Below are 26934 nucleotides of genomic sequence, written 5' to 3' on the forward strand. Positions count from 1 at the left end.
ACGCGGAGCGATGGGCACGATCAGTGTTGAGGCGGATTTGTGTATAACGCAGAGCTTGAGAACGATCAGTAAGTTTGACGGAGGCTTTGGTATGACGCTTCAGGATCAGCGAGAGAGCTGAATTGCCGGTTCGCGGCGCTCAGGTCTGTACAGAACGAAGTAATAAACCCCCAGACAGATCAACCAGCAGAACACCGCCGTCCAGAGGTTGTGCGACAGAAAGTGCGCACCCTGCAGCATGCGACCCACTGAAAAGATCGATCCCAGCGTGAAGGCCAGTATCAGCCCGGCTTTGGCCAAGCGTGGCTTGCGGTCGCGAAACATGAAGAACAGCGCGAAGAGGGTAAAACCGGTGGCGGCATGACCACCCGGCCAGCAGCGGCCGGGCTTGTCAGTCTCCGGACGCGGGCTGAGCAGTTCGCTGTAGGTTTCCTGGCCGCCGAACTCGGTCAGGCTCCAGGGGCACTGCACGGAGGTCACAACCTTGAGCGGAGTCACGAAACCGGTGGCGAGGGCCATCGACAGCACCAGACACCCCAGTTCGCGACGCCATGGCATCAGGCGCTCGACCTTGAAGGACGCAGCGAAGCTGATCATCGCCAGTACTCCAATCGCCATCACCACCTGTTTGGCGCGATCATGAAGCACGTCTTCCAGAAAGTAGCTGTGCCTGCCAATGAATGCACCGGCCGTCGGGTCAAAGGCGAGTCTGGCAAGGTCCATGTCCACGGAGGTCAGCTCCAGCAGAACCAGTATCAGGGCGGTGACGGCGGGTATGCCCAAGCATATCCAGAAGTTGAGCGGACGGGAGTACGGCGGGGAGACGGCTTTCAATATGGCAAATCCGGTTTTGGTGGAATACGTACCGCAGTCATGAATTGCGGCAATTTTGTTTCGGAGTGTGTCATGTGAGTTGTGAATTCTGGATGAAAAAATCGTTAGGCCGTTTCGGCGCTGGCCCTGACGTCCACTTCGTCTTAAGCTGCGCCAGCCCAAATTGCATATGAGAGTGCTCCATGCGAATTCTTCTGGTTGAAGACAACCGCGACATCCTGGCAAACATGGCCGATTACCTGGGCATGAAAGGCTACACCGTCGATTGCGCACAGGATGGCCTCTCGGGACTGCATCTGGCCGCCACCGAACATTACGACCTGATCGTGCTGGACATCATGCTGCCCGGTATCGATGGTTACACGCTGTGCAAACGCCTGCGCGAAGACGCTCGTCGCGACACACCGGTGATCATGCTGACCGCGCGTGACCAGCTCGACGACCGCCTGCAGGGCTTTCGCTCCGGCGCTGACGATTACCTGCTCAAGCCATTCGCTCTGTCCGAACTCGCGGCGCGTATAGAGGCTGTGCTGCGTCGTGCCCAGGGCGGCGGACGTCGCACCTTGCAGGTGTCCGATCTGATCTACGACCTCGACACGCTGGAAGTGACGCGGGAAGGGCGGATGCTCAAGCTCAACCCGGTCGGGCTCAAGCTGCTCGCGGTCTTGATGCAGAAGAGCCCGCATGTGCTGCGTCGCGAAATTCTCGAAGAAGCGCTGTGGGGCGATGACTGTCCCGACAGCGACAGCCTGCGCAGTCACGTGCACCAGCTGCGTCAGGTGATCGATAAACCGTTTTCCAAGCCGCTGCTGCAAACCGTACATGGTGTGGGCTACCGCTTGGCCGAGGGCCGGGATGGAGTTTAAACAGAGCCTTGCCCAGCGGATCATCATCGCGTTTGCCCTGATGAGTGCGCTGGTCGCCGGATCCTTTGCAATCGGCATTATTTCCACCGTTCACCTGGTCGAAGAAAAACTGATTTCCGCAGGCCTGGGCGGCGATCTCAACCGCCTGATGCTGATGGACAGCGTTAGCGACTGGAGCCATCGGCCCAAGCCTGACCAGTTGTTCTATTTCACCAACGGTCCTGGCGATTTCGACCTGCCCAAGGACCTGCGTCATCTCGAGCCGGGCTTTCACGAGGTGTTCCGCGGGCCGCTGTCCTATCACGCGATGATCGAAGTGGTCGATGGTCGTCACTACGCCTTGCTGCAGGACCAGAGCGATTTCGAAGAGCGCGAGCGCGTGCTGTTCGCGGTGGTGCTGGTGGGTTTCGTGCTCGCACTGGCGCTGGCCGTTTTCCTGGGCTGGGTGCTTGCCCGACGCGTGATGGCGCCGGTTGTGCGGCTGGCCCGACAGGTCCGTCATCGCGATCAGTTGCTGGGCCTTGCGCCGCCTCTGGCGCCTGACTACGCCGCGGACGAAGTGGGTGAACTGGCCGTCGCCTTCGACGCCACGCTGGGGCGTCTGCGACAGGCATTGATCCGCGAGCGGATGTTCACCAGCGATGTGAGTCATGAGCTGCGTACGCCGCTGATGGTGCTCGCCAGCTCCTGTGAATTGCTGCTGGAGAACCCTGCACTTGACCAGCGTGCGCGTCGGCAGGTGGAGCGCATCGGCCGTGCCTGTGAAGAGATGCGTGATCTGGTCCAGACCTTCCTGATGCTCGCACGTACCCAGCGCGAAGATCCCGCCATGACGCCCAAGGCGACGCTGGTCGGTGTTGCCGAGCAACTGATCTCGCAGTGGCGTGACCCGATAGAGGGCAAAGGGCTGAAGCTGACGTATAACCTGCCACCGGAAGGCCAGGTCTCTGACATCCGCTACAACGCAACCTTCCTTCACGCCGTGATGGGCAACCTGCTGCGCAATGCGCTGCATTACACCGACCACGGTTTCATTACGCTGACGCTGCAGTCCGAAAGCTTCGTCGTCGAGGACAGTGGTGTCGGTATCCCCGAAGAGAAACGTGAAGCCATGTTCGAACCTTTCGTGCGGGGTAACGAGCAACGTGGCGAAGGTCTTGGCCTGGGTCTGTCGCTGGTACAGCGTATTTGTGCCAACCAGGGCTGGAGCGTGAGCCTGACGCCGATGGAGCCCCATGGCTGCCGTTTCAGGGTCACGCTGGACATCGTCAAACCGTAATGCCCTTCCTGATTCGCCATGTGCAGGCCGCTCTCTGACCAGAGGCGGCTCACTTGGCACGCAAGTACCTGTAAACTCTGGAAACATTTGACCGGTCAATGTGACGTTTTTTTCACATTCAGATGACCTGACGATGACGGCGACCTGACTAATTTGGCCGCCATTAACGTCAGGAGATGCTCTCATGAGCGACCGCATTGAACTTGAGTTTTCCCGTAAGTACGACAAGGACCACGCTCGCCAGTACCTGGAAAAACATCAGGACGGTCTATGGCGCAAGTTGTCTCATTATCGTGACGAACAGTTGGCACGAAAGGCACTGCACATGGTCGGAGACCCCGGTCTGGTACTGGATCTTCCATGCGGGGCAGGTCGTTTCTGGCCTTTGCTGGCCGAGAAGCCCAATCGTTCCATCATAGGTGCGGACAACTCCGCCGACATGCTGCGAATCGCCTGTGAATCTCAACCGGCCGATGTGGTGAAAAGGGTACGACCCTTGCAGACATCTGCTTTCGCTATCGACCTGCCTGACAACGCGGTGGACAGCATTTTCTGCATGCGTCTGTTGCACCATGTCGGTCAGTCGAGTGACCGGATGGCTCTGTTACGGGAGTTTCAGCGCGTTACCCGCGACAGTGTGATTGTGTCCCTGTGGGTGGATGGCAATTTCAAAGCCTGGAAGCGCAGAAAGCTCGAGAGCCAGCGCCACAAGGAAAATGGGCAGGAAAGTTACCAGAACCGTTTTGTGTTACCGGTTACTACCGCAGAAACAGAATTTGAAGAGGCAGGATTTCGCATTCAGAAGCGAATGGACTTCCTGCCGATGTACGCCATGTGGCGAGTCTATGTATTGCGTAAAAGGTGAATAGATGGGTCTGCAGTCCTTGAAGGAACCAGTTGTAAACCCGGGAAAGAACGGGTTCAGTCACTTTTGGAGCCAGCGTGGCGAGTGGGTTGAAGAACCCAACGTGCGGCGTGGTGGTGAGAGTGGCGTGCAACGGTTGATCACGGACGATGGACAGACGCTCTACAGCAAACGGCAGACCGGTCATATCTACCGCAGCTGGTTGCACCCGTTCGGGCGCCCGACGGTACTTCGCGAGCGCGACGCCCTGGAAGGTCTGAGCAGACTGGGCGTCAGTGTGCCGCAAATCGTGTTCTGCGGCGCGGAGCGCACCGAAAACGAATGGCGCGCGCTTCTGGTGACCGAAGCACTGGAGGGATTCGAAGAGTTCGAAAAGTGGCTTGCTGCAGGTGGCCGCGAGCAGTATGGCGAACTGTTGTACGAGCAGATGCTCAGTGAAATAGGCAAAACGCTGGCCCGCATGCATTTGGGGCGTTGGCAGCACAGTTGCCTGTATATCAAGCATATTTTTGTGCGTGTCACTGGCGAGGGTGATCAGGCCAGAGCCGAAGTTGCACTGCTTGACCTGGAAAAGGGCCGTCGTCGCTGGACGGCCTACGGGGCTGCGCAGCATGACATGAAGCAATTGAGACGCCATTCGTCATTCAGTGCCGCAGACTGGCAGAAGTTAGTCTATTTTTACCAAGCGGCGTTTGGCAGCTCTATCAAAGGTTTAGAGTCATGAAGCTCGAAATGGCTAGAGGTTTGTTCGTATTCGCGGCGTTGGCGACTGCAACAGTCGCCATGGCAGCGCTTGAACAACCGGGTACGAAGATCCTGAGTGCCCAGCACGGCGAAGGGCACTGCCCTTTGCCTCGTGCAATCAAGAGTGAGGTAGCAGTGAAGCCCGATCATGATTTGCTGCTCCTGATGTACAGCCTGGCACAGGGTACTGGATCGAAAAATTGAACACTTCGTTGACCTGAAAGGCCCCTTGTCGGGGCCTTTGTCGTTTGGCTAGGGATCAATTACTGCCGAACTCACCTGATTGGCCTGTCTGTCAGGCGCTGCCAGCAGGGTGTACACGCAAGGCAGGACGATAAGCGTGAACAGCGTGCCGACTGACATACCGGTCGCGATCACCATACCGATGTCGAAACGGCTGACAGCCCCGGCGCCGCTTGCCAGTATCAATGGCACCATTCCGAAGACCATGGCCGCCGTCGTCATCAGCACCGGACGCAGGCGAATCGCCGCAGCTTCTTGCGCTGCCTCTCGCGCTGGCATTCCCTGATCCCGGCGCAACTGGTTGGCGAACTCTACAATCAAAATACCGTGCTTGGTGATCAGACCGATCAAGGTCACGAGCCCGACCTGGGTGTAGATATTCATGCTCGACACCCCCAGAAACAGCGGGATCAAGGCGCCGCAGATCGACAGCGGAACCGTCACCAGAATCACCAGAGGGTCGCGGAAGCTTTCGAATTGCGCCGCCAGCACCAGAAAGATGATCGCCAGTGCGAGCGCGAAGGTGATCCACAGGGCGCTGCCTTCCTGCACGTACTGCCTGGATGCCCCGGCGTAGTCGTACGCGAACCCTTCAGGTGCTTCTTCAGCTGCAATCTGTCTGACCGTTTCGAGCGCTTCGCCCATGCTGACGATGGGGAAACCCTGAATGATTGCCGAGTTGAGCTGCTGAAATTGATTCAACTGCCGCGGTCGTGCGCGGTCGCTGACCGTGATCAGCGTGGACAGCGCCAAGAGCTGGCCTTCGTTGTTTCTGACGTAATAGTTGTTCAGCCACCCGGGGTTGTCGCGATAGGCCCGCTCCACTTGGGCAATCACCTTGTAGCTGCGTCCTTCGAGGGTGAAACGGTTGATTTCCGCCTCGGCCAGCAAGGTTGCCAGCGTACCGCCAAGGTCCTGCATGGACACGCCCATCTGTGCGGCTTTGGCTCGGTCGATATCCACGACCACTTCCGGTTTATCAAAAGCCAGATCAATGTCCATGAAGGCGAACTTGCCCGAATCCGTCGCGCGCTTTTTGATGCGTTCGGCGACCTCCAGCAGGGCCGGATAGTCATTGGGGGTGTTGATCACGAACTGGAACGGCAGCCCTTCGCCCGTCCCGGGGAGTGAAGGCAGATTGAAACCGAAGATTTGCAGTCCGGGAATCTCCGAGAGTCTGGCCTGGACCTCGGGCAGGATCTCCATCTGGGTGCGAGTCCGTTCATTCCAGGGCTTGAGCAGGAAGCCACCGACGCCGGTCTGCACGCCATTGAAGCCGTTGATCTGGAACGATGAGTAGTACTCGGGAAACGCTTTGAACAGCGTCACGAAGCGGTCGGTATACGCGTTGATGTAATTCAGGTTGGTGGGCTGAGGCGACGTGGCCATCATGAAAATGATGCCTTGGTCCTCGTCCGGCGCCAGCTCCGATTTGGTGAACATGAGCAGCACCGGAATCAGGCACAGCACGATGATTGCAAACACGACTACCACCGGGCGGGTGTTCAATGTGGCATGCAGGATGCGCTGGTAACGCACCTTGAGCCTTTCGAAGGCCTGATCGAGCCTGTGCGCCAGGCCGCTCGGGTTTTCTTCGGGGCGCAACAGCATGGCGCACATCATGGGCGAAAGGGTCAGGGCAACGATGCCCGAGATGACCACAGCGCCTGCCAGGGTCAGGGCGAATTCCCTGAACAGCGCACCGGTCAGTCCTTCCAGAAAACCGATCGGGGCGTACACCGCTGCCAGCGTGATGGTCATTGAAACCACCGGCATCGCGATTTCTCTCGCACCTTCGATGGCGGCATCGAACGGCGTCTTGCCCTCCTCGATGTGCCGGTGGATGTTCTCGACCACCACAATGGCGTCGTCCACCACCAGACCGATGGCCAGCACCATCGCCAGCAACGTCAGCAGGTTGATCGAGTAACCCATCAACTGCATGAAGAACAGCACGCCGACCATGGAAAGCGGAATGGTGACCACCGGGATCAGCACCGAACGCAGAGCGCCGAGGAACAGGAAGACTACGACGATCACAATCAACACGGCTTCGATGAGCGTTTTCACCACCTCATGAATCGACGCCTGAATGAACAGCGTGGCATCGTAGGCGATGGACACCCTGAGGCTCGGCGGCAGCTGGCTTTCCAGCTCCGGCATGATGCGCCGCACTTCCTTGATGACGTCCAGCGGGTTGGAGCTCGGCGTACCCTTGATACCGATGTACACCGAGGGAATGCCATCGAACGAGCTGACGGTGTTGTAGTTCTCGGCACCCATTTCTACCCGTGCCACGTCACCCAGCAACACACGGCTGTCGCCATTGGTCTTCAAGGGGATAGCGGCGAAGGCTTCGACAGATTTCAGTTCGGTGGTGGCGTTGATACTGGTCACCACGTATTCGCCCTTGATCTCGCCAGCCGCCGACAGAAAGTTGTAACGACGCACCGAATCGGTGACATCGGCGGCTGTCAGGCCAAAACCGGCAAGACGCACCGGGTCCAGCCAGAGGCGCATTGCAAACACCTGATTGCCCAGAATCTCGGCCTCGGCCATACCCGGCAGCGTCGCCAACCTGGGTTGGATGACACGTGACAGGTAGTCGGTGATCTGCGGATTGTTCAATTGCGAGCTGTAAAAACTGACGTACATCAGCGCCGAAGCGTCAGCCGCCTCCTTGCTCAACACAGGATCCTCGGCATCCTGCGGCAGCTTGTTCTTCACCTCATTGGCCTTGGCCAGCAATTCGGTGAACAGCCGGTCGCTGTCAGCACCGATGCGTGCATAAATGGAGATGATCGAGAAGTTCTGACGACTCACCGAGGTCATGTAGTCGATGCCCTCGGCGCTGGCCAGGCTCTGCTGCAGCGGCTGGGTGATATAGCCCTGAATGGTTTCGGCGTTGGCACCGGGATACGCCGTCGTCACCGTGATCAGTGCATTTTCCATCTGCGGATACTGGCGGATCACCAGCTTGCTGTAAGCCTGAATGCCCAGCAATACGATCAGCAGGCTGACGACGGTTGCAAGCACCGGGCGGCGAATGAACGGGTCGGTGAAAGTCATGACGGCTCCCTGATCATTGCGCGCGGTTGGCCGGGGCGTTGCTGTCACTGGTTTGCGTGGCATCTGCGCTGATCGCGACATGAGCGCCGTTGTCCAGCTTCAACTGACCGCCACTTACCACCTGATCTCCCGCCTTGAGCCCTTCCAGAATCACCACGTTGCCCTCACGGTGTTCGCCGGTTTTGACGAAGCGTCGCTCGACCGTCAGTTGTGGTTCGTCCCGGGGATTGCTTTCAGGCTTGCCTGCCTCGGTTTGCCTGGCCACCACCACGTAAACCGAATTGCCGTAAAGGCTGTAGGTGATCGCGCTTTCCGGGACCACTACTTGGCTGGGCGCGCTGGGCAGAATGACCTGAAGGTCGACAAACATACCGGGCAGCAGTCTGCCGTCCGGGTTTGGCTGAGTGGCGCGAATCAGAACGTTGCGCGTGCTTTCGTCGACCCTGGGATTGATCGCACTGATCGTGGCGTCGAACGACTGGCCGGGATAAGCCGACACACTGACCTGCACCCGCTGCCCGACGGAGAGTTTTGGCAGGGCCTGTTCGGGCACATGGAAATCGACATAAAGGCTGCTCAAATCCTGCAGGGTCGCAATCACGGTCCCGCTGGCCAGGTAGTCGCCGACATCCACCTGGCGAATCCCGATGGTGCCGCTGAACGGGGCCAGAATCTGTTTCTTTGCCAGCGAGGCCTTGAGCTGCGCCACCGTGGCGCTGGCCTTCTTCAATTGCGCAGCCAGCTTGTCGAAGTCGCCGCGGGAAATTGCCTGATCGCCGACCAGTCTGCTGCCGCGTCCGTGTTCGACCTGTGCCAGCCCCAGGTCTGCTTCGGCAGTTCCCAGCAGTGCCCGCTCCACATCGCTGTCCAGTTGCAACAGCGGCTGCCCGACGCGAACCTTCTGCCCTGACTCGAATAGCAGCGCCTTGACCGTGCCCGCAATCTCCAGGCTCAGGTCCACACCCTGGACGGCTTTCAACGTACCGATGGCAGGCAGCCGACTTTGCCAGGGCAACTCCACAGCGTTGACCACTGCCACGCTGACCGGCGGCTTCGGCGCACTGAACTGCTGAATCTGCCGATAGATGGAAAACGCTTTGTAACCCGCGAGCGCAAGCACGACGAGCATCACAACGCCCAGCATTATCAACATGCGATGACGCAACATGCTTCACTTCCCTGGAAGATTTGAAACGCACAGGATCGCGAACGCGATCCGAACGGCAGTCTTTCAAATCTAGTTGCTAATGCGCTGTTTGGAAAAAATATAAGGGCTGAACGTCGTGAATTTCAGCTCCTGAGGAAGTTTCTTACTTTTTTAAACGACTGTTCCGGCATAACACCGTTTTCTCCTATGTCATCTTTCGTCGGATGTTTATCGAGTCATCAGAATTCGATCAATACGCCCAAGGGAAAATGGCATGGCCGGCATCTGGACGAAAATAGTGACTGCCTTGCGGGGCGGGGCAAACGAGGCGTCGAGCAGTATCGTGGCGCGACAGACGTTGCATATCCTCGATCAGGAAATCCGCAACGCCGAACAACACCTCGACGCCAGCCGCTCCAGTCTCGCGGGCCTGATGGCCAAGAGTCTTCATGCAACACGAAAGGTGACGCAGGCACGGGCACAGGTCGCTTTGCTGGTTCGCGACGCTGAAACGGCACTTGAAGCGGACGACGAAGCGACTGCTCTGGAGACTGCATCAAGGATCGGTCTGCTGGAAAAACTGATGGCCGAGGATGCCCGCATCGCGCAGGGCTATGCGACCGCTGTCAGCAGCCTGAGCGCGAGTCTGCGTGTCGGTGAGCAGAAGCTGTGGGCACTCCGGCAGCAGGTCGAAATGGTGCGGACCACAGAGTTCGTGCAGCAGGCGCAGGGCGGCTGGGCGGTATCCCGCGAGGAGTCGGCCGACAGGCTGCGAAGCGCCACGGATGCCCTGAACGATCTTCGGCAACGTCAACTGGAGACAGAGGCCCGCCTGCAGGTTCGGGAGGAATCGAGTCTTGCCGATGCCGATCTTGAACAGCGATTGCTGGATGCAGGGATCACAGTCGACACCTTCAGCGCGCAAACCGTATTGCAGCGAATAAAGAGTAATCGCGAGCAGCAGTGCGCCTGATTCGAAAGGATGTCGACATGTACCATTTCATCGATACAGCGTTGTCGTTCCCTGTGGTGATTTTCAGCCTGTTGCTGGCGATAACCATGATTTATTGGCTGATGGTGTGCCTGGGCATCCTTGACAGCGGTCCGGTCGATATCGACATGCAGGCTGTTTCAGCCTTCGACAGTGCCAGTGTCGAATCGGGTAAGGGGCTGGTTGCCCGTCTCGGTCTCACCGGCGTGCCTGCTTCCATCATCCTGACACTGATCAGTCTTTCGGGATGGCTGGTCAGCTACTTCGGCCAGCTGCTTTTCATCGACCAGTTGTCACTCGGCTTTTTCTACTACCCCCTTGGGTTTGTCAGTGGGCTTTTGGCCCTCGCGGCCGCTTCGATCTTTACCCTGGTCACCCTTCGCCTTTTCAAACCTCTCGTCAGAAAGATCAGAGGGCCGGAACCGAAGCCGATCTGTGGGCAGGTGGCGGTCGTCACAAGCCAGACCGTGAACTGCAACAGCGGACGTGCACTGATGAGCGATGGCGGCGCAGGGCTGCTGCTTCAGGTTCGTACCTTCGGCACCCCCGAAATCAAACGCAATGACCGGGTGGTGCTTCTTCAATACCTCGCAGACGAGCATGCCTATCTCGTCGTCAGCGAGTCGGAATTCAAGGGCTGAGCCCGTTATGGAGTCATACAGCATGCTGGACATGGCCATGCCATTTCTCATTATCCTCTGCGTCGCAGTTCTTGCCTTGGTCGCTTTGGCATTATTGATCAAGACCTTCTACGTCAAGGTCCCTCAGGGCACAGCGCTTATCGTCAACGATCTGTCGAGTCGCCCCAAAGTCTATTTCACCGGTGCCATGGTGCTGCCTTATCTCTACTTCATGGAAAAGATGAAGATCAGCGTCATCACCCTAGAGATCGATCGAAAAGGCAAGGGTGGGCTGATTTGCCGGGACAACATGCGTGCCGATATCACCGTGGCTTTTTTTCTGCGCGTCAACGAAACCCGTGAAGACGTTCTCAAGGTTGCCAAGGCCATTGGTGTTCAGCGCGCCTCGGACAAGTCGGCCGTCAACGAGCTGTTCAATGCGAAGTTTTCCGAGGCACTGAAGACCGTTGGCAAGCAATTCGATTTCGTTGAACTGTTCGAGGATCGCGTCCGTTTTCGCGATGAGATCGTCAACGTGATAGGTCAGGATCTTTCCGGGTATGTGCTTGAGGACGTGGCCATCGACTTCCTTGAGCAGACGCCCAAGGTTGACCTCGACCGCGACAATATTCTCGATGCGGAGGGCATTCGCAAGATTACCGAACTGACTTCCGTCCACAACGTCATCACCAACGAGCTGGAACGTGATCAGGCGCTGAAGATTCAGAAGAAGAACGTCGAAACCATCGAAGCAAGTCTGGCGCTGGAACGTCAGGAAGCCGATGCGCAGGCGCGGCAGAAGCGTGAAATCGCATCGGTGATCGCACGCGAGGAAGCCGAGACGCTCAAGGTTCAGTCCGAAGAGCATCTGCGAGCCGAGGAAGCCCGCATCGCCGCCGCGCAGCGCATCGATGTCGCAGCGGTCAATCATCAGCGTGAAGTGGATGTCGCAAACCAGAACAGCGAGCGCGTCGTCATGCTCGAGAAGGAAACTGTCATTCGCGCCCAGGCCCTGGCGCAGGTTGATCGCGAACGCGAAGTGTCGCTGAGCCGGATCGAGCGTGATCGGCAGCTTGAAGAAAAGCGTGGGGAGATTGCCAGCGTCACGCGCGAGCGCGTTATCGTCGAAAAGACCGTCGCTCAGGAAGAAGAGGCCATCACCACATTACGTATGGTCGCCGATGCGGACCGCAAGAAAACCGTGGTCGTCACCGAAGCCCAGGCGCAAGCCGAGCGCGATCTGGTGTGTCTGGTCAAACAGGCCGAAGCAGACACAGTGGTGTCGGAATACCGCGCCAAGGAACTGGTAACGCTGGCCGATGCCGACTTGCGCAAGGCCGAACGTGAATCGCAGGCTGCGATCAAGCGAGCCGAGGGCGTACGTGCCGAGAAGGCTGCATCAGGACTGGCAGAGGCCGAGGTTCGCATGCAGATCGCAGAGGCCTCCGAGCGTGAAGGGCAGGCCGAGGCGCTGGTGCTGAAGCAGCGGCTGTTGTCTCAGGCAGAAGGTGATCGTGCCGTGGGTGAGTCCGATGCAGAGGTTCGGATACAGATCGCTGAAGCCATCGAGCGCGAGGGGTTGGCAGAAGCGGCCGTATTGAAGCAGCGCCTGTTGTCCCAGGCCGAGGGCGACAAGGCCATCGGCGAGTCCAGAGCAGCGACCATCCAGGACGTCGGCGCTGCCGAAGCCGAAGTTCTTCAGAAACGTTTCGAGGCAGAAGCGGCGGGACTGACCGAGAAGTTCGAGGCGATGCAGAAGTTGACGGGCGGTGCCCGCGAGCACGAAGAGTTCCGTCTGGCTCTGCAGAACCAGCTCGATATCACCATGGCGAGCATCGCGGCCAACGAGAAGATTGCCGAGCAACAGGCCGAGGTGCTGTCCGCTGCCATGAGCAAGGCCAGCATCCAGTTCGTGGGCGGAGGGGATAACGGCGTATTCGACGCCTTCGTGAAATCCCTTTCGGTCGGCAAAGCCATCGAAGGTCTGAATCAGAGCAGCCCACTTGCCGCTCAGGTCATTCAGACCGGACTCGGGATGCTCTCCAGAGTGGCCACCGAAAGAGCGTCGGACCGCCGTCCCGACGCTCAGTAATGCCCAGGCCAGCGCCCGGTTCGTTTGCCGGGCGCTTCTTCACGACACTGACCTGCCCATCCGGATTGACCCATGTCCCAAGATCAGTTTGAAAACCCGACTCAGGAAGCGTCGAACACGGCGGTCACTGAAAGTGGGGCTTATGAGGTATTGCTCAAACGCCTGCAGGAACAGGGCGACAGCCTGTCTCGGCAGGTCGACACGCTCAATGCCCAAAGGCTTGAAGAGTTCGGGTGCAGCTCGATGGAGGTACTGGGACGAGCTCGGTTACGCACGGAAAACAGCTGCATTCCAAGAGGCATCGTGCGTGTCGGTCCCGACCTTCTGTTCGGCTACAACGTGTCGCCCGGGCTCAATGTGGCAGCCCGAATTGACGATGTGTTTGCGCTGTTCCGTCTGAGCGAGGGCGAGCAGGGTTATGAAACCCACGCTGTTGATGTGGACGGCACCTGGCTGGCCGATCCGGTGTTTCGCAGGGATTTCGAGGAGTTTTATACCTATTACCGCGATGCCCGGTTGCTGGAATTGTCCGTCTCTGAAAACCGCTTGCTGGCCAGTTTTCAGTTCGGCGAACGTCTCACGGATATCCGGGTTTTCCGCTGGTCGATGAGCGCGTCGGGCAACGAGGTACGCTACCTCGATAATCGCGGGGAGCGCGATATCGTTAACGAGCCACGTTACGATTTTGAATGGATTCAGGCGGGTAGGGAGATGATCGTCAACGATCAAACGCCCCGTATGACCATTCTTGAAAGCGTCCATATTCATCTAGAGAACGGCGAGCTGGTTGTCAGGGGCGAGAGTCCGTCAGAAACCGGGATTGAGTTGTACCGTGAGGCGCTCGCTGAAAAGAACCAGTCGCTGCCTGATGTACAAGTGGCCTTCGCCAGACTGGGTAATCTGATCCTCTTGAGTGTCCGGCCCTACAAGGAAGAGCAGTGCCGCTATCTGGTCTGCAATCTGAAGGCGCTTGCGCTGACCCGGATTGATGCGATTGGCCTCGCGTGTCAGCGTCTTCCCGACGATCACGGCATTGTATTTCCCGGAGGGCTCTATCTTCAGAACGGTGAGCACAGGCTGTTCGAGTCTGCGATGCAAGGCATGCATTTCAAGCGTCTGCTGCGCTCGCCCAACGGTGAGGATTTTCTGTACATCTTCCATGACGCGGTCGAGGGGCGTTCGGCCCTGTTCACTTACAACACCATCCGACGGCAGTTGCTGCCGCCCGTATTCAGTCATGGGTATGCGCGTCTCGAAGACGGACGCATGGTGATTTTCTCGGCTGAGGCCGAACCTGCCCGTAACCATCCTGTGCAGATCTGGCAGACCCCTTTCTTCACCGAGGATTACGCAACCGGTCAGCCGTCGAGTCATTCGTTTCTCGGCCGAATCGGCAATGCCGAATTGGTCCGCGGCATTTCCGACCTGTATGACCTTGCCAGAGAATCTGTCGCTACCAGCGCCACGGCGGCTCGTTTCAGTGCACTGGAACGGCAGGTTGCGCTTCTGTTCGACAAGTACCACTGGTTGATCCACGACAGCACGGCTTCGCTGGCATCGATACTGCGCAGCATTGCTGATACCGGCAGTTCGATAGCCGATGAATTCGAAAAAGTCGAGCACTTGCGGGGCCATTCCACCCGATTGATGCAGGAGGCGAGACAGCGTCACGTCGCGCTCGCCAGTCAATTGCGCCTGAATCGTTGCGAGGATATCCAAGGTTTTGTCGCTCGGCTGGATTCGATCACCGGCTTGCGCGGCCATCTCGTGACCCTCAAGGAACAACGCTACATTGACCTGCACGCCATCGAAGAAATGGAGCAGAGCCTGCTGGCCGAGTTTGAGCGCACCTCTGGCGATGCCGCCGACTTCATGTGCCAGGCCGAAGCACTCTTGCCCTATAGCCAGCAACTCGACGATCTGGATCGCCAGGTTCAGGCTGCTGCATCGGTGTTCGAACTGGAGCCGCCCCTGGAAAGCCTCGCAACAATGGCGACCGCTCTGGACCTGTTGTCGGGGCTTGCCAGCTCGCTGGGCATCGAGGACGCGACGCAGCGCACCGGCATTGTCGAGTCCATCTCCAGCGTGTACGCGCGCATGAATCAATCCATGGCGCATGCTCGATCCCGTCGCAAGGCGCTGGTCTCGTCCGAGTCCACTGCGCAGTTTGCTGCACGGTTTCAGTTGATAGGCCAAAGTCTGACCCATGCCCTGTCGCTGGCGAACAGTCCTCAGGCGTGTGATGACCAGCTGGCGAAATTGCTGATTCAACTGGACGAACTGGAAAGCCGCTTTGGTGAGCATGAGTCGTTTCTGAACGATGTCATGGGCAAGCGTGACGAGGTACTGGAGGCGTTCGAGCAGCACAGACAGACGCTGATCAATACCCGCCAGCGCCAGACGCAGGGGCTCATGGATGCGGCCAGTCGTATTCTGGACAGCCTGCCGCGTCGTCTTTCGGGTTGTCTGGACATCGACCGACTGAACAGCTTTTTCGCCACTGACCCGCAGGTGCTGAAGCTGCGCGAGCTTTCTGATCGTCTGCGAATCCTCGAGGACAGCGTCAAGGCTGACGACATCGAAGCACGTCTGAAGGCCGCCCGCGATCAGGCGGTGCGGGAGCAGCGGGACAAGGCCGATCTGTTCGATGCCAGCGGTACGCTCTTGAAACTGGGGACCAGACACCTGTTCAGTATCAACACCCAGGCATTGGACCTGACCCTTTTGCCCCGAGACGAGCACCTCTGGGTGCATATCACCGGCACTGACTTTCATGAGAGGCTCGACGACGACGCCATCGCGTCGTTTCGCGTCTGCTTTCAAGCCAGCCTGGAGTCCGAGTCAGACAGCATCTATCGAAGCGAATACCTCGCAGGCCAGGTGCTCGAGGCTGCGACGCAGTCAGGTATCGACCTTTCGCAGATGACGTTTGAACAACTGGAGCAGCACATCCGGCAGTTCTGCACCCCGCTCTACAAGCAAGGCTATGAAAGGGGCATCCATGACCATGACGCTGCCTTGATACTCCAGCAGGTGATGCCGTGCATGGCGGCGGCCGGTCTGTTGCATTTCAGTCCATCGGCAAGAGCGTTCGCATTGATTGCCTGGCACCTGCCAGGAACATTCGAGGCCAGGATGACGGACTTGCAGCGCCGGGCCCGGTCCTGCGCTGCGGTTCTCAGGTTGTTCAATCACCCGGATGGCATGATCGAGATTCGCAGGGACATTGCGCTGACGCTCGAGTCTTTCGCGGTGGCGACGGGTTTGCCGGTTTCACCCCTGATCGTGTCGGAAAGCGCCGAGTACCTTGCGCACGTCTTGACGCAAGACCGTCCGGTTTTCGAAATCAGTGGGCATGGCTGGGACATTCTCGGAGCGCTCGAGCGGCGTCTGGAGTCTGACGCGTGTGGAGTGGAACTGAGCGATGCGGTACAGGCGATGGCAAACGATCTGCGGGGACAATGGTTGCTCATCGGGCACTGGGTGATGGGCCTCTGCATCGACTCCGGACAGGGCGCGCTTGCTCACTTTGCGCCGGAAGCGACAGCCTTGCTGTTGCTGCGTTTCGCTGGCAAACCGACGCTACGGGTCAATACGTTTTCCGTGAACGTCCGCATTGACGGTCTTCTGGGAGAGCATCCGAGACTCGACTCGGGTTCCCTTGCGTTCTCACTGGATGATTTCTTCACGCGCCTGCGCACGCACCGTGAGCTTTTCATTCCCCAGATGCACCGCTATCAGTCGTGGCGACAATCGGTTCTGCGTCGTGAGCGTGAGGTGCTGCGCATCAACGATCTGCAGGCACGTCCTCTGACCTCTTTCGTTCGCAATCAGCTGATCAACGAGGTCTATCTGCCGCTGATCGCCGATAATCTGGCCAAGCAGATAGGTACCGCCGGAGAGGGCAAGCGCAGTGATCTGATGGGGCTGCTGATGCTCATTTCTCCGCCCGGCTACGGCAAGACCACACTGATCGAATACGTAGCGTTTCAATTGGGTATGGCGCTGGTCAAGATCAACGGGCCTGCCCTGGGCCATCGCACGAGTTCACTGGATCCTGCGCAAGCGATCGACGGGCCTGCGCGCATGGAGCTGGAAAAGCTCAACCTGGCGCTTGAAATGGGCAATAACGTCTGTCTGCTGATCGACGATATCCAGCACCTGTCACCCGAGTTTCTTCAGAAATTCATTTCGCTGTGCGACGGTTCCCGGCGTATCGAAAGCGTCTGGAAAGGTCAGACCCGAACCTGCGACCTGCGTGGCAAGAAGTTCTGCATCGTGATGGCGGGTAACCCTTACACGGAATCGGGCGAGCTGTTCAGGATCCCCGATATGCTGGTCAACCGCGCCGATGTCTACAACCTTGGCGAAGTGTCGGGTGGCAACGAAAGTGCTTTTGCCCTGAGTTACCTCGAAAACTGCATGACCTCCAATCCGGTCCTGGCACCTCTGGCCAACCGGGATATGCAGGACTTTTACCTGTTGGCCGGGCACGCTCAAGGGAAGACGTTCAGCACCAGCGATCTCAGCCATGAATACAGTGGTGCAGAAATCACCGAACTGACTGAAACGATCCGCCGCCTGATGACGATTCGGGAGGTGTTGTTGCGCGTCAACGCAGCCTACATCGACAGTGCCTCCCAGGCGGATGAGTACCGAACCGAACCACCGTTTCGTCTTCAGGGCAGCTATCGCAACATGAACAGACTGGCGGAGAAAGTATCGGCGGTCATGAACGAAGCAGAAATCAACCAGTTGATTTCAGATCACTACCGTGGCGAGTCACAGCTGCTCACCCAGGGTGCAGAAGAAAACCTTCTCAAGCTGACCGAGCTGTGCGGACGGCTGACCGAGGAACAACTCGCTCGCTGGGAGGAGATCAAAAAGACGTTCGTTCGCAATCAGCGCATGGGCGGTGATGACAAGGATGTGGGCAACCGAATCGTCGCCCAGCTCAGCGATGCCGTTGAAGGCATTCGGGCCATTGCCGATCAGGGGCGCCGCGCTTAGGCCAGATGCAGGTGGTTATCCCAGAAACCGGTCGGAAGCTCCAGCGGCGTGGCCAGCAACTCCGGTTTGCGGCAGTCGTAGAAGCGGCAGCGGCCCTGGCCGGAGGTTACGACAAAGCCGTCAGCCACGGCACCGACGCCGGCACAGTCGGGCAGCGGCGCGTCGAGTTTTACGGCACCGCTGTCCAGGTCCCAGATAAAGAAGCGGTTGCCCCGAGGTGCGGTGAGCGCGACCAGGCGCAGGTCGCTGTGTACCGCGACACTGGCGGTGTAGTGATTCATGGCGCGCAGTTGGTCTTCTGCGACCGGAAAGGGCTGGAAAGGCTGTCCTGGCCGCTTGATGGCCAGCAGCTCGGACAACTCGTGCGAGTCCCCCATGAATTGCTGTCCGGAAACAATGGTGCCGTCGCTGGCGATGCCCATGTGGCGCACGCTGTTCATCTGTTGAGACAGGGTTTCCTTGCTCAGCAGTGTGCCGTCGCGCTGCATCAGCACCAGACTGGGCTGCATGGCATTGAGATTCATCTCCACGCGGCTTTCCGCCTCGGTACGAATCCCGCCATTGGCGACCACCAGGGTTTCGCCGTCCGGCATCCAGGACACCTGATGCGGGCCGATTCCGTGGGTTGGAATCTCTGCCGAATGCACCAGTCGTTCATCGACGAATCGATACACGCCCAGCAGCCCGCGGCCTGGGTCGCGGGTATCGTTTTCGGTGGCGTACAACCATTCACCGTCGCGGTGGATGACAGCATGGCCGTAGAAATGACGATCGGGTAGAGAGGTGATGGTCTGCAGCAGGCTCCCGTCGCGCAAGTCGAGCAGGTAGCTTTCGGTGCCCGGACGCCGCGCAATGAACACCGCCAGCGGCAGGGAAGGGTGATTGATGATGTCGTGGCAGCGCTGGCCGACCTGAGTGGCGAACACTTGCGTGCCGTCCAGTCGGTAACCGACCGCGAAATGCCGGCCTTCTGCATCGTCACGGGCAGACAACAGCAGCGGCCCCTGATCCTTCTGCTTGAACAGGGTCCAGCCACCCAGCGTAAAAGCGCTGAGCACCAGACTGCCAACGGCCAGGACCTGACGTCGAAACATCACTTCACCCTCTCGATCAATCGCCGTCGTTGGCGTTGAAACCCAACTGAATGCCCAGCGCCTTGGCCAGTTCGCCTTCGTGCAGACGATGGACCGCGTTCAGGCTGTCGTAGAACGCATTGAGTTGCTGGCGTCCGGCTTCGGTCGCCAGCAAATCGGACAATGGCGGCTTGAGCTCCGCCAGCAGTTTGCGGCTGGCAGCGTAAGCCGCATCGATTTTGTCAGCCAGCGGTTTCTGCTCAGCGGGCAGCAGGCCGCGCAAGCCCTTGTTATCGACGCCGGTCCACACGGTTTCGGCGCTCGCCAGACTGGCTTCCAAGCTGCTGAGCGACGCTTTGCTGCGCCATGCATCAGCCTGGAAAGGCTGCGGCTGGCCTTTGCTCTGGCGACCCAATGGCGTACCGAGCTTTTTCTTGAGGCTGTCCAGCGCTGTCACCTGGACCCGCAGCAGCTCGGCAATGGCTTCGTGAGAGTCGGCGTAACGCTGATTCGGAAACTTGCTGAGTTGCGCGAGCATGCCGTCGTTGCTGTTCCAGCGGCTGAGGATTTCTTCGGCCAGGGTCTTCTGACGATCACCGATGGCCATCAGCAATGGGCAGTAACGGGCTTTCTGCTCGGCATTGGCCATGTCGATCTCGGCGTCAAACAGAATGTATTCGTAAGCGGACAAGCCCTGGACCACGACACTGGCCTTGGACAGCTCTTCTGCGTTGATCTGCGGCTGGGCAGTCACCAGTTGCTCGACCTGACGTCCGACCAGGTTCTTTTTGTCCGGCCAGAACTGCACCTGCCAGGCGCGGTTGCCCTCGGCCAGCGGACCGATCAGCAACGGTTGCAATTCAGCCCAGGTTTTCTGCGCTTTCAGGAAGTCCGCACGTGCCGTTGCCAGATCAGTCTTGCCCTGACAGAACGCCAGCGCACTGCTTGCCAGTTGACGGTCGGCATCCACCCAGCGGCTGTAAGTCGGCAGGATCACCTGTTTGGCGATGGCCGCAGACGTGACGGCCTGAGGGTCGGATGGCGAACAGGCACCCAAGGCGAGAGCCGCAAGGCTGGTCAGCAACAACTTGGGTCGGAACATGTCCGGCTCCTTATGCGTGAAGAAGAGGAAAAAATCACAATGAATTCAGAAAGGCCAACAGCGCCTCGCGCTGTTCGGCGTTGAACGCCAATACCTGTCGCTGTGCCGCCTGGGCTTCGCCGCCGTGCCAGAGTATCGCCTCAAGGGCGTTACGCGCGCGACCGTCGTGCAGCATCTGCGTATGGCCGTTGACTGCAGCCGTCAGGCCAAGCCCCCAGAGTGGCGGCGTGCGCCATTCGCGGCCGGTTGCCTGAAACTCGGTGCGATTATCGGCAAGTCCGTCGCCCATGTCATGCAGCAGCAGATCGGTATAAGGCCGAATCTCCTGATTGGCGAGCTCAGGCTCGGCGGCGTCTACTCGCGTCTTGAAAGACGGGACATGGCACTGTTGGCAGCCTGCCTGGAAAAACAGGTTCTTGCCCGTCAGCACCTGTGGGTCGTCGACGTTACGTCGCGCCGGAACACCCAGGTTACGCGTGTAGAACTCGACCAGCCGCAAAATGTTATCGCTGACCTCTGGCTCGCCGTCCGGACCGTTCCCGTTCGGTGCCGCCAGACAATCGGTCTGGGCCGGTGTGCAATCGTCGAAACGGCGCAGGCTGGTGGTCAGTCCCATGTCGCCGGAGAAGGCGTGCACATTTTGCTGATTGAGGTTGGGTTGTCCGGCTTTCCAGCCAAAACGCCCCATAACGACTTTTTGTTGCGCGTCGTCCCAGACCCAGTTGGCCCGCCCGGAGATGCCGTCGCCATTCTTGTCGTCAGGGTCGGCGTTGGCCAGAACGGCTTCGTCCGCAATCGCCTCCAGCAGACCGAGGCCGATCATGGGCGGCGCAATCCTTGCCGAAACATGGGTCTCGGGATGCATGGGGCCGTAGCCCAGTTGGGTGATACGCAAGGTAGGCTGACGCAACTGTACGGCGGTGCCATCTCGGAACTTCACCGTGAGCGCATCGTACTCCACGCGAACCTTGCCTTCTGGCGTGACGCCTGGATTTGCCATGTCCTGCAACTGACCGCCGTAGTTCGGTTCGGGCAGCACGCCGTTACGCTGTATCAGGTCGGCAAAGGCCGGATTGTCAGGAATCGAGAGCCTGACCAGCATCGACACGGCATTAGTGTCTCCGGCTTCGGGCGGATGGCCGCGACCATCCTTGATGTGGCAGTTCTGGCATGCATTGGTATTGAACAATGGCCCCAGCCCGTCACGCGCGGTGGTGGTCGAGGGCGCAATGACCCAAGGGCTGCGAAAGAAGCTGTTGCCCACGCTGAAGTCCAGGCGACGTACCGGCGATAGATTGGCCGACGGCAGTGAAAACGCATTCTGGTCACTTTTTTTGACGGTGGCACTGCCGCCAGACAGCGCTTCGCCCGGTTCGGCGTGCGTGAAACGCGGGGCGTCATCGCACGCGCTCACGACCAGAGTCGTGAGCAGCGCAAGAGACAGACGAAACCGCGTAGCCATACACATCCCAAAAAGAGGCGAAAATCAGGGCGTGCAAGCTTATCAGCCTCGTGCAATTTGAATAAGAGGGATTATCGTTTGCTGTCACTGAAGCAACGTGTTGTTACGAATTCTCAAGTTCAGTGACGGGGTGTGTTGCCCCCTCAGGTTTCGATTGCATACTGAAATGATCGAACACCGTCAGTCCTTTGCGAAGCGTCTTGCGCACCGCCTCGCTCTGTTCGATCAGCTCGTCGCTGGGGTGTTGCCATTGCTCGGGCGGCAAGGGCTTTGACCAGTCGAGCACGGCCTTGGGAAACGCTTTCTTTGGTAGGCGTTCTACCCAGGCGGCGATGCGGCAGGGCAGGGTCCAGCCGCTGCAGAACTGGATGAGCAGAAAGCCGAACAGGTAGCGTATGTACCAGTGATCGTAGCGGTAGCCTTTGCGGCACATGTGGAAGAACTCCACCGTGCCTTCCTCCATGTTCTCGCCCATCATCGGCAACGGCAGTGCGCTCGGGCCTTCCTCCATATAAGCGCGAATCGCCTCCCACTCGCCGACTGCCATTCCCAGTGTGTAGCTCGGCACGGTCAGCCATACGACCTGCCCGTCCGATGCGTCCCGCAGGCCGATCATCAAGGCGAACTTCTGCTGAGTACCGTATTCGGTGGCGACCATGCTGCTGCTGACGCAGGCGATGACGTCTTCCCATGGGATGAAGCGGGGCGGTTCTCCGCGCTTGGCGACGTAGGCGACTTCGCGGCGTTGACGGTTGAAGCGGGTGGGTGGGATTCTGGAGTGGGGGTAGACGGCGTGGACGAAGAAGCAAAAATACATTAGCGCCAAGCTACCAGAGATTCCCCAAATATAAGGATTTGGTAGAAATAATGTAAGAAAGACTTCAAAAACAGGTGCTCCAAACCGGAAATGATCGTCAATGCCTAGCCCTATGGATACCAGCAGAAACCAAATCACAACGGACATAACTGAACCGATACTACAACGAACTGCAAACTCAATCGTCGCGGCACCCAATCCGAAGTCTAGGTAAACTTCATTAGCATCCTGAAGAAGGCTACGGGAGCTAAACGCGGCAACACCTGTTGGAACTGGGAGTGGTGCGAGGTAGAATACTTCAGTGCCGGGTGCTACTTCAGTGTCACCCACATGTGGAAGTCGGTCGTATTTGTCAGAGGTCATTCAAACGTTCCCTTGTGATCTGTGTTGCTGGAAGTTGACGGTTCTCTACCGGTTCGTCGGTCGATGCGTTGACAGGTTTGCTTACTATGTCCATGCCAAGCGGAATGCGGTAAGTCAGGTAGCCTTCATCGGCTTTCAGATAATTTGTTACCAGTGCAGGTTTGACCGCCACACGCACAACCAGCAGCGCGTGATGGCTTTGCCAGCTATTCGGAACTTCCAGTGCAAGAATCAAGGGAGATACTGCGATTATCGAGAGCCCTTGGCGGAGGACCTCGCTGACGTCCTGTCTATCAGATACGTTATGTAACTCGGCCGACCATCGTAAAGAAGTGTCGTCGAAGCTGGCCCAAGTCAGACCGGGCAATACCAACTGCAGGCTGCGCACAGATTCGCCATCAATCTCGCGACGAATCATTGCCTTGTCGATGAAAGTGGGGCGTAAGTTAGCCTCAGCAAGCTTTTGCGCGTGAGTGGGCCAATCCCAGCCCTGAGGCTCTTTGCCCCAGAGAGAGCCGAGCAACCACCTCTGTTGGTCATCAAGATTGAAATAGTTGTAAAGCGTTTCGCCGCCTAATTGCAGCGCTGCTGAAATAAGCGCCCAAGGGTTCATGTTCATCCAAAATCGCAGGAAGCGTGCGCCTCGGGTTGCCCAGGCCATGTTGGCGACCAGTTTTCGCTCTGCTACAGGTGCTGCTCTGACCTCTCTAAGTAGGCCATATAATTCAATGCCGGCGTTGCCAGTTACTGCCGCAGTAAGAACGGTAGATCCGATATCGCCCACCAGTGCTGCTCCTGCACCGAGCTTTTCACCTGTTGTGCCAGCGCTGAGCGCTGTGTTCCATTTTTCCCAGTTGTTCAATGTTGTTCCTACAGCGCCGGTCAGGCTAAGGGGCAGGATGAATGCACCCAAACCCAATCCTAGTTTTCCCAGTCGGACGGCAAATAATCCTCCCGCTGTGCCTGCGGGGTTGGCCGCCAGCGCACGAAGTGCGTTGTCGACAATCGCGATATGTGCGGATTGATAAACTGAGAGCGCTGCTGCTATGGGAGAAAATAAGGCTCCGCCTATTATTACTATCTCCTTTGCAGACCTATTCCCCTCCGACTTCCTCCAAGCATCCAAAGCATCCCCCAAATTCCCGATCTGCAACATCATCGCCAGCAACGGAAACAAGCTGCCCTTGAACGCGCTCCCTACAGCACCCTGAGTCCCGTACCCCCTTGCCGCGCCAGCCCGATAACGCGCAATTTCGTCTTCCAGAACCCGCAACTGCGCATCGCTGATGTTCAACTTCACCCCGATGGCTCCATTGATGGGTCTGCCGGTAGGGGTGATGGCGTTCTCAAGTTCGCGGCGTACGGCGGCCAGCTGGTTGCGGGTTTGTAGCAACTGCTGCTGGATGTACTGTTTGTCGTATATCAGCTCAGTGCGTTGGGTCGGCGTCAGTGAGCGTTTGCTGCTCAGTTTGCTCAGACGGGTTCGCTCGCGTATCAGATCGTTCTCGGCCTCGATCAGGTGGTTCAGGCGCACGAACGCGTCGCGGTATTTCTGCACATCGGTTTCGTTGGCCACGTTCAGCGTGACGGCTTCCTGCTGCATGGCCACCAGCGCGCCCAGGCGTTGCGCCCGATTGTTCTGCTTCAAAAATGTGTTCAGGTGCTGACGCACTTCCGTGTCGTTCAGTTTGCTGTGCATATCCCGCAGCCACTGCTCCATACGCAGGGCGATGGACGGTATGTAGCTGGCGATGACCGCCTGATGCAGCGGCCGTGCGGCTTCAGGCAGATTCAGGCTCAGGGTCCAGTGATGGCCCATGACATGGCTGACCTTGGTGATACGGTCCTGAGCATCGGCAAGCGCTGCGCCAAAGTTTTTGATGTCATCCAGCAATTTGATCAGATCGCCCGATTTGGAGCGCAGGAACTCCAGATTCAGGCGTCCATAAAACACCGGCAGGACGTAATGCGGGTTGTCGTGAAAATAGTCGCTGACCCTTTGCAGACTTTCTTCCGTGCGGCACAGGTCGCGGGTGCAGTTGAGCTCCATGGCCAGTGCGCTTTTCAGCTGGTCAGGATGGTCCGGGTCGAAGTACCAGGCGCTTCGGTAGAGTTCGCTCTGGGTGAACAGGCTGATCCGGTCATGAGTGATGTCATCCAGTCGCTGGGTCCAGCGCCTTAGGTGCGAACGCTCCTGATTCAGGTAGCTTTGCATCTCGTCGTGACGAACGAGATCGTTGATGCCCCGGGAACCCAGCCCCACACCGTTCAGCGTGCCCTGACTATTTTCATCCAGCGCTTCGATATCCTCTTCGAGCTCCCCATGGAGCTTTTCGCCCAGCGCCGATCTCATCTGCGCCTGCTTGTTTTCCATGTCCAGCCTGGCAAACCGCTGCTGAAAGCGCTCGTTGTAATCGGCGCCCCTCCTGTAGGCATAGTGGCCGTCGGGGGTCCTGGAGGGCTCTGGCCCCAAACGCTTTTCACGGCGCCACTGGTTACGGGCGTTGATGAAGTCGTAGATGCGCGAGCGCTGCTGCGGCGTGGTCTCCTTGAGCAGCTTTGAATCGGGGTTTACCTGACGGGCATTGGTGTCGCCCACGGTCATCAGCGTGTCGATATAGGTGGCAGTGAGAAAGCGGGTTTCGTTGTTGTTTCGCTCACGCCATTCTTCTATCCAGCCGACCACGGTGTCCTGCTCTTCGGCCAGATCGCGCAGGATGCCGATGCTGTCGTCGAGCACCAGATACAAATGGCTTTTCTCGTGCAGCGGCTTGATCAAGTGCTTGAACTCGCCAATGTGGGCTTCGCGAAACAGAGGCTGATGCTCCCAGACGTAATCCTGCTGTTCTGCCTGCGAGATATCGGGTGTGGCGCATTGCTGCGCAGGCTGCTCGGCCAGTTCGGCGAGCTGCTCACTGACCTGCTTCTGGACCTTCAGGTGGACGCCACCTTTCAGGCAGTCAGCCTTTGCCAGATCGACTTTTTGCATGAAGTAGAAACGATCCGCAGCGTTGCCCAGCGCCTGGGCACATTTGGCTGCGGTCCATTGCAGTTCCGAGTAGGCAACATGCAGGACGCTGTCGTTTGGGAAGACCAGCGCGTGTTCTCCCGTGCTGTTCTGCCGAGTGTCCTGAACAACCTCCGCGCCTTTCCAGAGCAGCTTGCTCGGGACGCCGTTTTCAACCCGGTACTCATGCAGGTAGCCGGTGCGTTCTTCGATCACATACAGGTAGCCGTCCCGAAGCAGACGCAGACCCAAAGGGCGTTTGAGGCGCGCGTAAACTTTGGAATCCGGTTTGCTGCCAAGCCTTTCCACCCGTCCGTAGCGCAGTGGAAGCAACTGGATGTTGTTGGTGGGGGCAGGGCAGGTGTTCGGTCTACTGTGCGAATCGACATGTTCTCTGGCCCTGGATTCCCAGTAGGCCTTGTCCTTGGCAGGCAGTGTTTTTGGATTGTCTTGCGGGTTCATTGCGATGCTCCTTCCTGCTGCCGGGCGTCCAGCACCACGAGCCAGTGGGCCCGCTCGATGCGCTGTGAGGGGGTCAACTCAGAGGTGTCGCGCAGCAGTGCCCTGATCTTTGGATGAGCCTCCTCAGGCTGATCGGCGAGAAAGAGGACGACGTTGGCGTAATGGAAGATGTCGGCTTCACTCTTGAAGCCTTGTTCGTAGGCAGTACTGGCCAGCCTGTGCACCTGTTCGTAGCGCGTCTTCAATGACAGGTCGGGCAGGTAATCCGGAAAGAAACGGCGCAGATGCTGATCGAGGTTGACGACGGTCAGGCGAAACATGACGTCGCCCAACGCGTCGATCTGTTCGGCGCTCAAGCGATAAGGGATTTTCGGATCATGGGGCATCGATTCGCCGATGCGTTCGTGACTGCCCCACTGCTCGGTCATCCTGTCGGGTGCGTAGACATGATCGATAGGGCCGAACAGACGATTGTCGAAGTGCCCCGGATGCATGCCGAACAGGGCGTTGGCCAGTGACGTGTCCGAAAGGTTCATGTAGCAGGTCTGGCCTGTCGGCATCTCGACAAACATCAGCCAGCGCAAATGGTCGATGAGGGTTTTCCGGTCTGCCGGGCTGAACAGCAATAGCCCCCATTCCTCGCGCGCATGGTCGAGAAAGCGCGCGAGCATCGGATCATAGGGATCCTCCAGTTGAATCAGCGCAGGAGAGACGTCCAGGCTCTCGCTGAGCCGGGTCTGCAAAAACAGCATCGTGCGGACCCCGCTCAGCTCCCACTCGGCGATCCTCCTGTTCAGGTTCGGAACGCTCATGGGGTTGAGCAGCAGATAGGCATTTTTCGACCACGGCAGGTCGTGGGGACCGGTTTCAAACTCGGGCATGAGCGCG

Annotated in this window: 18 protein-coding genes; 9 read left to right on the plus strand and 9 right to left on the minus strand. The window is 58.4% G+C overall.

Features of this window, described 5'->3' with window-relative positions:
* Positions 1-105 precede the first annotated feature (105 nt).
* A complete protein-coding gene (locus AO065_RS11975; RefSeq protein ID WP_032650778.1) occupies positions 106-837 on the minus strand; it encodes a phosphatase PAP2 family protein in 732 nt (243 codons plus the stop codon).
* 179 nt (positions 838-1016) lie between these two features.
* On the opposite strand from AO065_RS11975, the gene colR reads away from it, so the two are divergent.
* From colR to AO065_RS12000, 5 genes are all read left to right on the plus strand, one after another.
* Positions 1017-1700: a two-component system response regulator ColR gene (gene colR / locus AO065_RS11980; RefSeq protein ID WP_004881475.1), complete on the plus strand. Its 684-nt coding sequence runs from the start codon at positions 1017-1019 to the stop codon at positions 1698-1700.
* On the plus strand, positions 1690-2979 hold the full coding sequence (locus AO065_RS11985) for a sensor histidine kinase (protein ID WP_004881474.1): 1290 nt from the start codon (positions 1690-1692) through the stop codon (positions 2977-2979). The genes colR and AO065_RS11985 overlap by 11 nt, the downstream gene beginning before the upstream one ends.
* Positions 2980-3163: 184 nt before the next feature.
* Positions 3164-3844 (plus strand): class I SAM-dependent methyltransferase, encoded by a 681-nt coding sequence (locus AO065_RS11990; protein WP_004881473.1) that lies wholly within the window; start codon positions 3164-3166, stop codon positions 3842-3844.
* Between the two features lie 4 nt (positions 3845-3848).
* A complete protein-coding gene (locus tag AO065_RS11995; protein ID WP_004881472.1) occupies positions 3849-4568 on the plus strand; it encodes a lipopolysaccharide kinase InaA family protein in 720 nt (239 codons plus the stop codon).
* Positions 4565-4792: a hypothetical protein gene (locus AO065_RS12000; RefSeq protein ID WP_004881471.1), complete on the plus strand. Its 228-nt coding sequence runs from the start codon at positions 4565-4567 to the stop codon at positions 4790-4792. Before AO065_RS11995 ends, AO065_RS12000 begins: the two co-directional genes overlap by 4 nt.
* 48 nt (positions 4793-4840) lie before the next feature.
* On the opposite strand, the gene AO065_RS12005 is transcribed toward AO065_RS12000, so the two are convergent.
* Both AO065_RS12005 and AO065_RS12010 read right to left on the minus strand, forming a co-directional pair.
* Positions 4841-7900, minus strand: a complete 3060-nt coding sequence (locus tag AO065_RS12005; RefSeq protein ID WP_004881470.1) for a multidrug efflux RND transporter permease subunit — start codon at positions 7898-7900, stop codon at positions 4841-4843.
* A 13-nt stretch (positions 7901-7913) separates the two neighbouring features.
* The gene (locus AO065_RS12010) at positions 7914-9068 is read right to left on the minus strand and encodes an efflux RND transporter periplasmic adaptor subunit (protein ID WP_004881469.1); all 1155 of its coding nucleotides are present in this window, start codon (positions 9066-9068) and stop codon (positions 7914-7916) included.
* A 253-nt stretch (positions 9069-9321) separates the two neighbouring features.
* Here AO065_RS12010 and AO065_RS12015 point away from each other — a divergent pair, with 253 nt between their 5' ends.
* The 4 genes from AO065_RS12015 (at position 9322) to AO065_RS12030 (ending at position 17760) form a co-directional block, all read left to right on the plus strand.
* Positions 9322-10020: a PspA/IM30 family protein gene (locus AO065_RS12015; protein WP_004881468.1), complete on the plus strand. Its 699-nt coding sequence runs from the start codon at positions 9322-9324 to the stop codon at positions 10018-10020.
* Between the two features lie 86 nt (positions 10021-10106).
* Positions 10107-10679 carry a hypothetical protein gene (locus tag AO065_RS12020; protein WP_155500414.1) on the plus strand — a complete coding sequence of 191 codons (573 nt, stop codon included), beginning with the start codon at positions 10107-10109 and terminating at the stop codon, positions 10677-10679.
* A 37-nt stretch (positions 10680-10716) separates the two neighbouring features.
* Positions 10717-12750: a flotillin family protein gene (locus AO065_RS12025; protein ID WP_154846454.1), complete on the plus strand. Its 2034-nt coding sequence runs from the start codon at positions 10717-10719 to the stop codon at positions 12748-12750.
* Positions 12751-12822: 72 nt separating this feature from the next.
* Complete coding sequence (locus AO065_RS12030) at positions 12823-17760, plus strand: DNA repair ATPase (protein WP_004881465.1); 4938 nt, start codon at positions 12823-12825, stop codon at positions 17758-17760.
* Here AO065_RS12030 and AO065_RS12035 read toward each other — a convergent pair.
* The 6 genes from AO065_RS12035 to AO065_RS12060 form a co-directional block, all read right to left on the minus strand.
* Entirely contained in the window at positions 17757-18854 is a 1098-nt protein-coding gene (locus tag AO065_RS12035) for a DUF1513 domain-containing protein (RefSeq protein ID WP_004881464.1), read from the minus strand. The two genes, AO065_RS12030 and AO065_RS12035, sit on opposite strands and share 4 nt — an antisense overlap.
* A 16-nt stretch (positions 18855-18870) precedes the next feature.
* Entirely contained in the window at positions 18871-19935 is a 1065-nt protein-coding gene (locus tag AO065_RS12040; protein ID WP_004881463.1) for an imelysin family protein, read from the minus strand.
* A gap of 34 nt (positions 19936-19969) precedes the next feature.
* Entirely contained in the window at positions 19970-21397 is a 1428-nt protein-coding gene (locus tag AO065_RS12045) for a di-heme oxidoreductase family protein (RefSeq protein ID WP_004881462.1), read from the minus strand.
* Between the two features lie 103 nt (positions 21398-21500).
* The gene (locus tag AO065_RS27400; RefSeq protein WP_235811607.1) at positions 21501-22577 is read right to left on the minus strand and encodes a hypothetical protein; all 1077 of its coding nucleotides are present in this window, start codon (positions 22575-22577) and stop codon (positions 21501-21503) included.
* Entirely contained in the window at positions 22567-26046 is a 3480-nt protein-coding gene (locus tag AO065_RS12055; RefSeq protein WP_004881460.1) for a toxin VasX, read from the minus strand. The genes AO065_RS27400 and AO065_RS12055 overlap by 11 nt, the downstream gene beginning before the upstream one ends.
* Positions 26043-26927 carry a DUF4123 domain-containing protein gene (locus AO065_RS12060; RefSeq protein ID WP_004881459.1) on the minus strand — a complete coding sequence of 295 codons (885 nt, stop codon included), beginning with the start codon at positions 26925-26927 and terminating at the stop codon, positions 26043-26045. Before AO065_RS12060 ends, AO065_RS12055 begins: the two co-directional genes overlap by 4 nt.
* Positions 26928-26934: the final 7 nt, after the last annotated feature.

Origin of the sequence: Pseudomonas viridiflava (assembly GCF_001642795.1) — a bacterium.
In the GTDB taxonomy this organism is placed as follows: domain Bacteria; phylum Pseudomonadota; class Gammaproteobacteria; order Pseudomonadales; family Pseudomonadaceae; genus Aquipseudomonas; species Aquipseudomonas viridiflava.

Coding starts and splice junctions, on each gene's coding strand:
- colR (WP_004881475.1), top strand. CDS start 1,017: ATGCGAATTCTTCTGGTTGAAGACAACCGCGACATCCTGGCAAACATG.
- AO065_RS11985 (WP_004881474.1), top strand. CDS start 1,690: ATGGAGTTTAAACAGAGCCTTGCCCAGCGGATCATCATCGCGTTTGCC.
- AO065_RS11990 (WP_004881473.1), top strand. CDS start 3,164: ATGAGCGACCGCATTGAACTTGAGTTTTCCCGTAAGTACGACAAGGAC.
- AO065_RS11995 (WP_004881472.1), top strand. CDS start 3,849: ATGGGTCTGCAGTCCTTGAAGGAACCAGTTGTAAACCCGGGAAAGAAC.
- AO065_RS12000 (WP_004881471.1), top strand. CDS start 4,565: ATGAAGCTCGAAATGGCTAGAGGTTTGTTCGTATTCGCGGCGTTGGCG.
- AO065_RS12005 (WP_004881470.1), bottom strand. CDS start 7,900: ATGACTTTCACCGACCCGTTCATTCGCCGCCCGGTGCTTGCAACCGTC.
- AO065_RS12010 (WP_004881469.1), bottom strand. CDS start 9,068: ATGTTGCGTCATCGCATGTTGATAATGCTGGGCGTTGTGATGCTCGTC.
- AO065_RS12015 (WP_004881468.1), top strand. CDS start 9,322: ATGGCCGGCATCTGGACGAAAATAGTGACTGCCTTGCGGGGCGGGGCA.
- AO065_RS12020 (WP_155500414.1), top strand. CDS start 10,107: ATGATTTATTGGCTGATGGTGTGCCTGGGCATCCTTGACAGCGGTCCG.
- AO065_RS12025 (WP_154846454.1), top strand. CDS start 10,717: ATGCCATTTCTCATTATCCTCTGCGTCGCAGTTCTTGCCTTGGTCGCT.
- AO065_RS12030 (WP_004881465.1), top strand. CDS start 12,823: ATGTCCCAAGATCAGTTTGAAAACCCGACTCAGGAAGCGTCGAACACG.
- AO065_RS12035 (WP_004881464.1), bottom strand. CDS start 18,854: ATGTTTCGACGTCAGGTCCTGGCCGTTGGCAGTCTGGTGCTCAGCGCT.
- AO065_RS12040 (WP_004881463.1), bottom strand. CDS start 19,935: ATGTTCCGACCCAAGTTGTTGCTGACCAGCCTTGCGGCTCTCGCCTTG.
- AO065_RS12045 (WP_004881462.1), bottom strand. CDS start 21,397: ATGGCTACGCGGTTTCGTCTGTCTCTTGCGCTGCTCACGACTCTGGTC.
- AO065_RS27400 (WP_235811607.1), bottom strand. CDS start 22,577: ATGACCTCTGACAAATACGACCGACTTCCACATGTGGGTGACACTGAA.
- AO065_RS12055 (WP_004881460.1), bottom strand. CDS start 26,046: ATGAACCCGCAAGACAATCCAAAAACACTGCCTGCCAAGGACAAGGCC.
- AO065_RS12060 (WP_004881459.1), bottom strand. CDS start 26,927: ATGCCCGAGTTTGAAACCGGTCCCCACGACCTGCCGTGGTCGAAAAAT.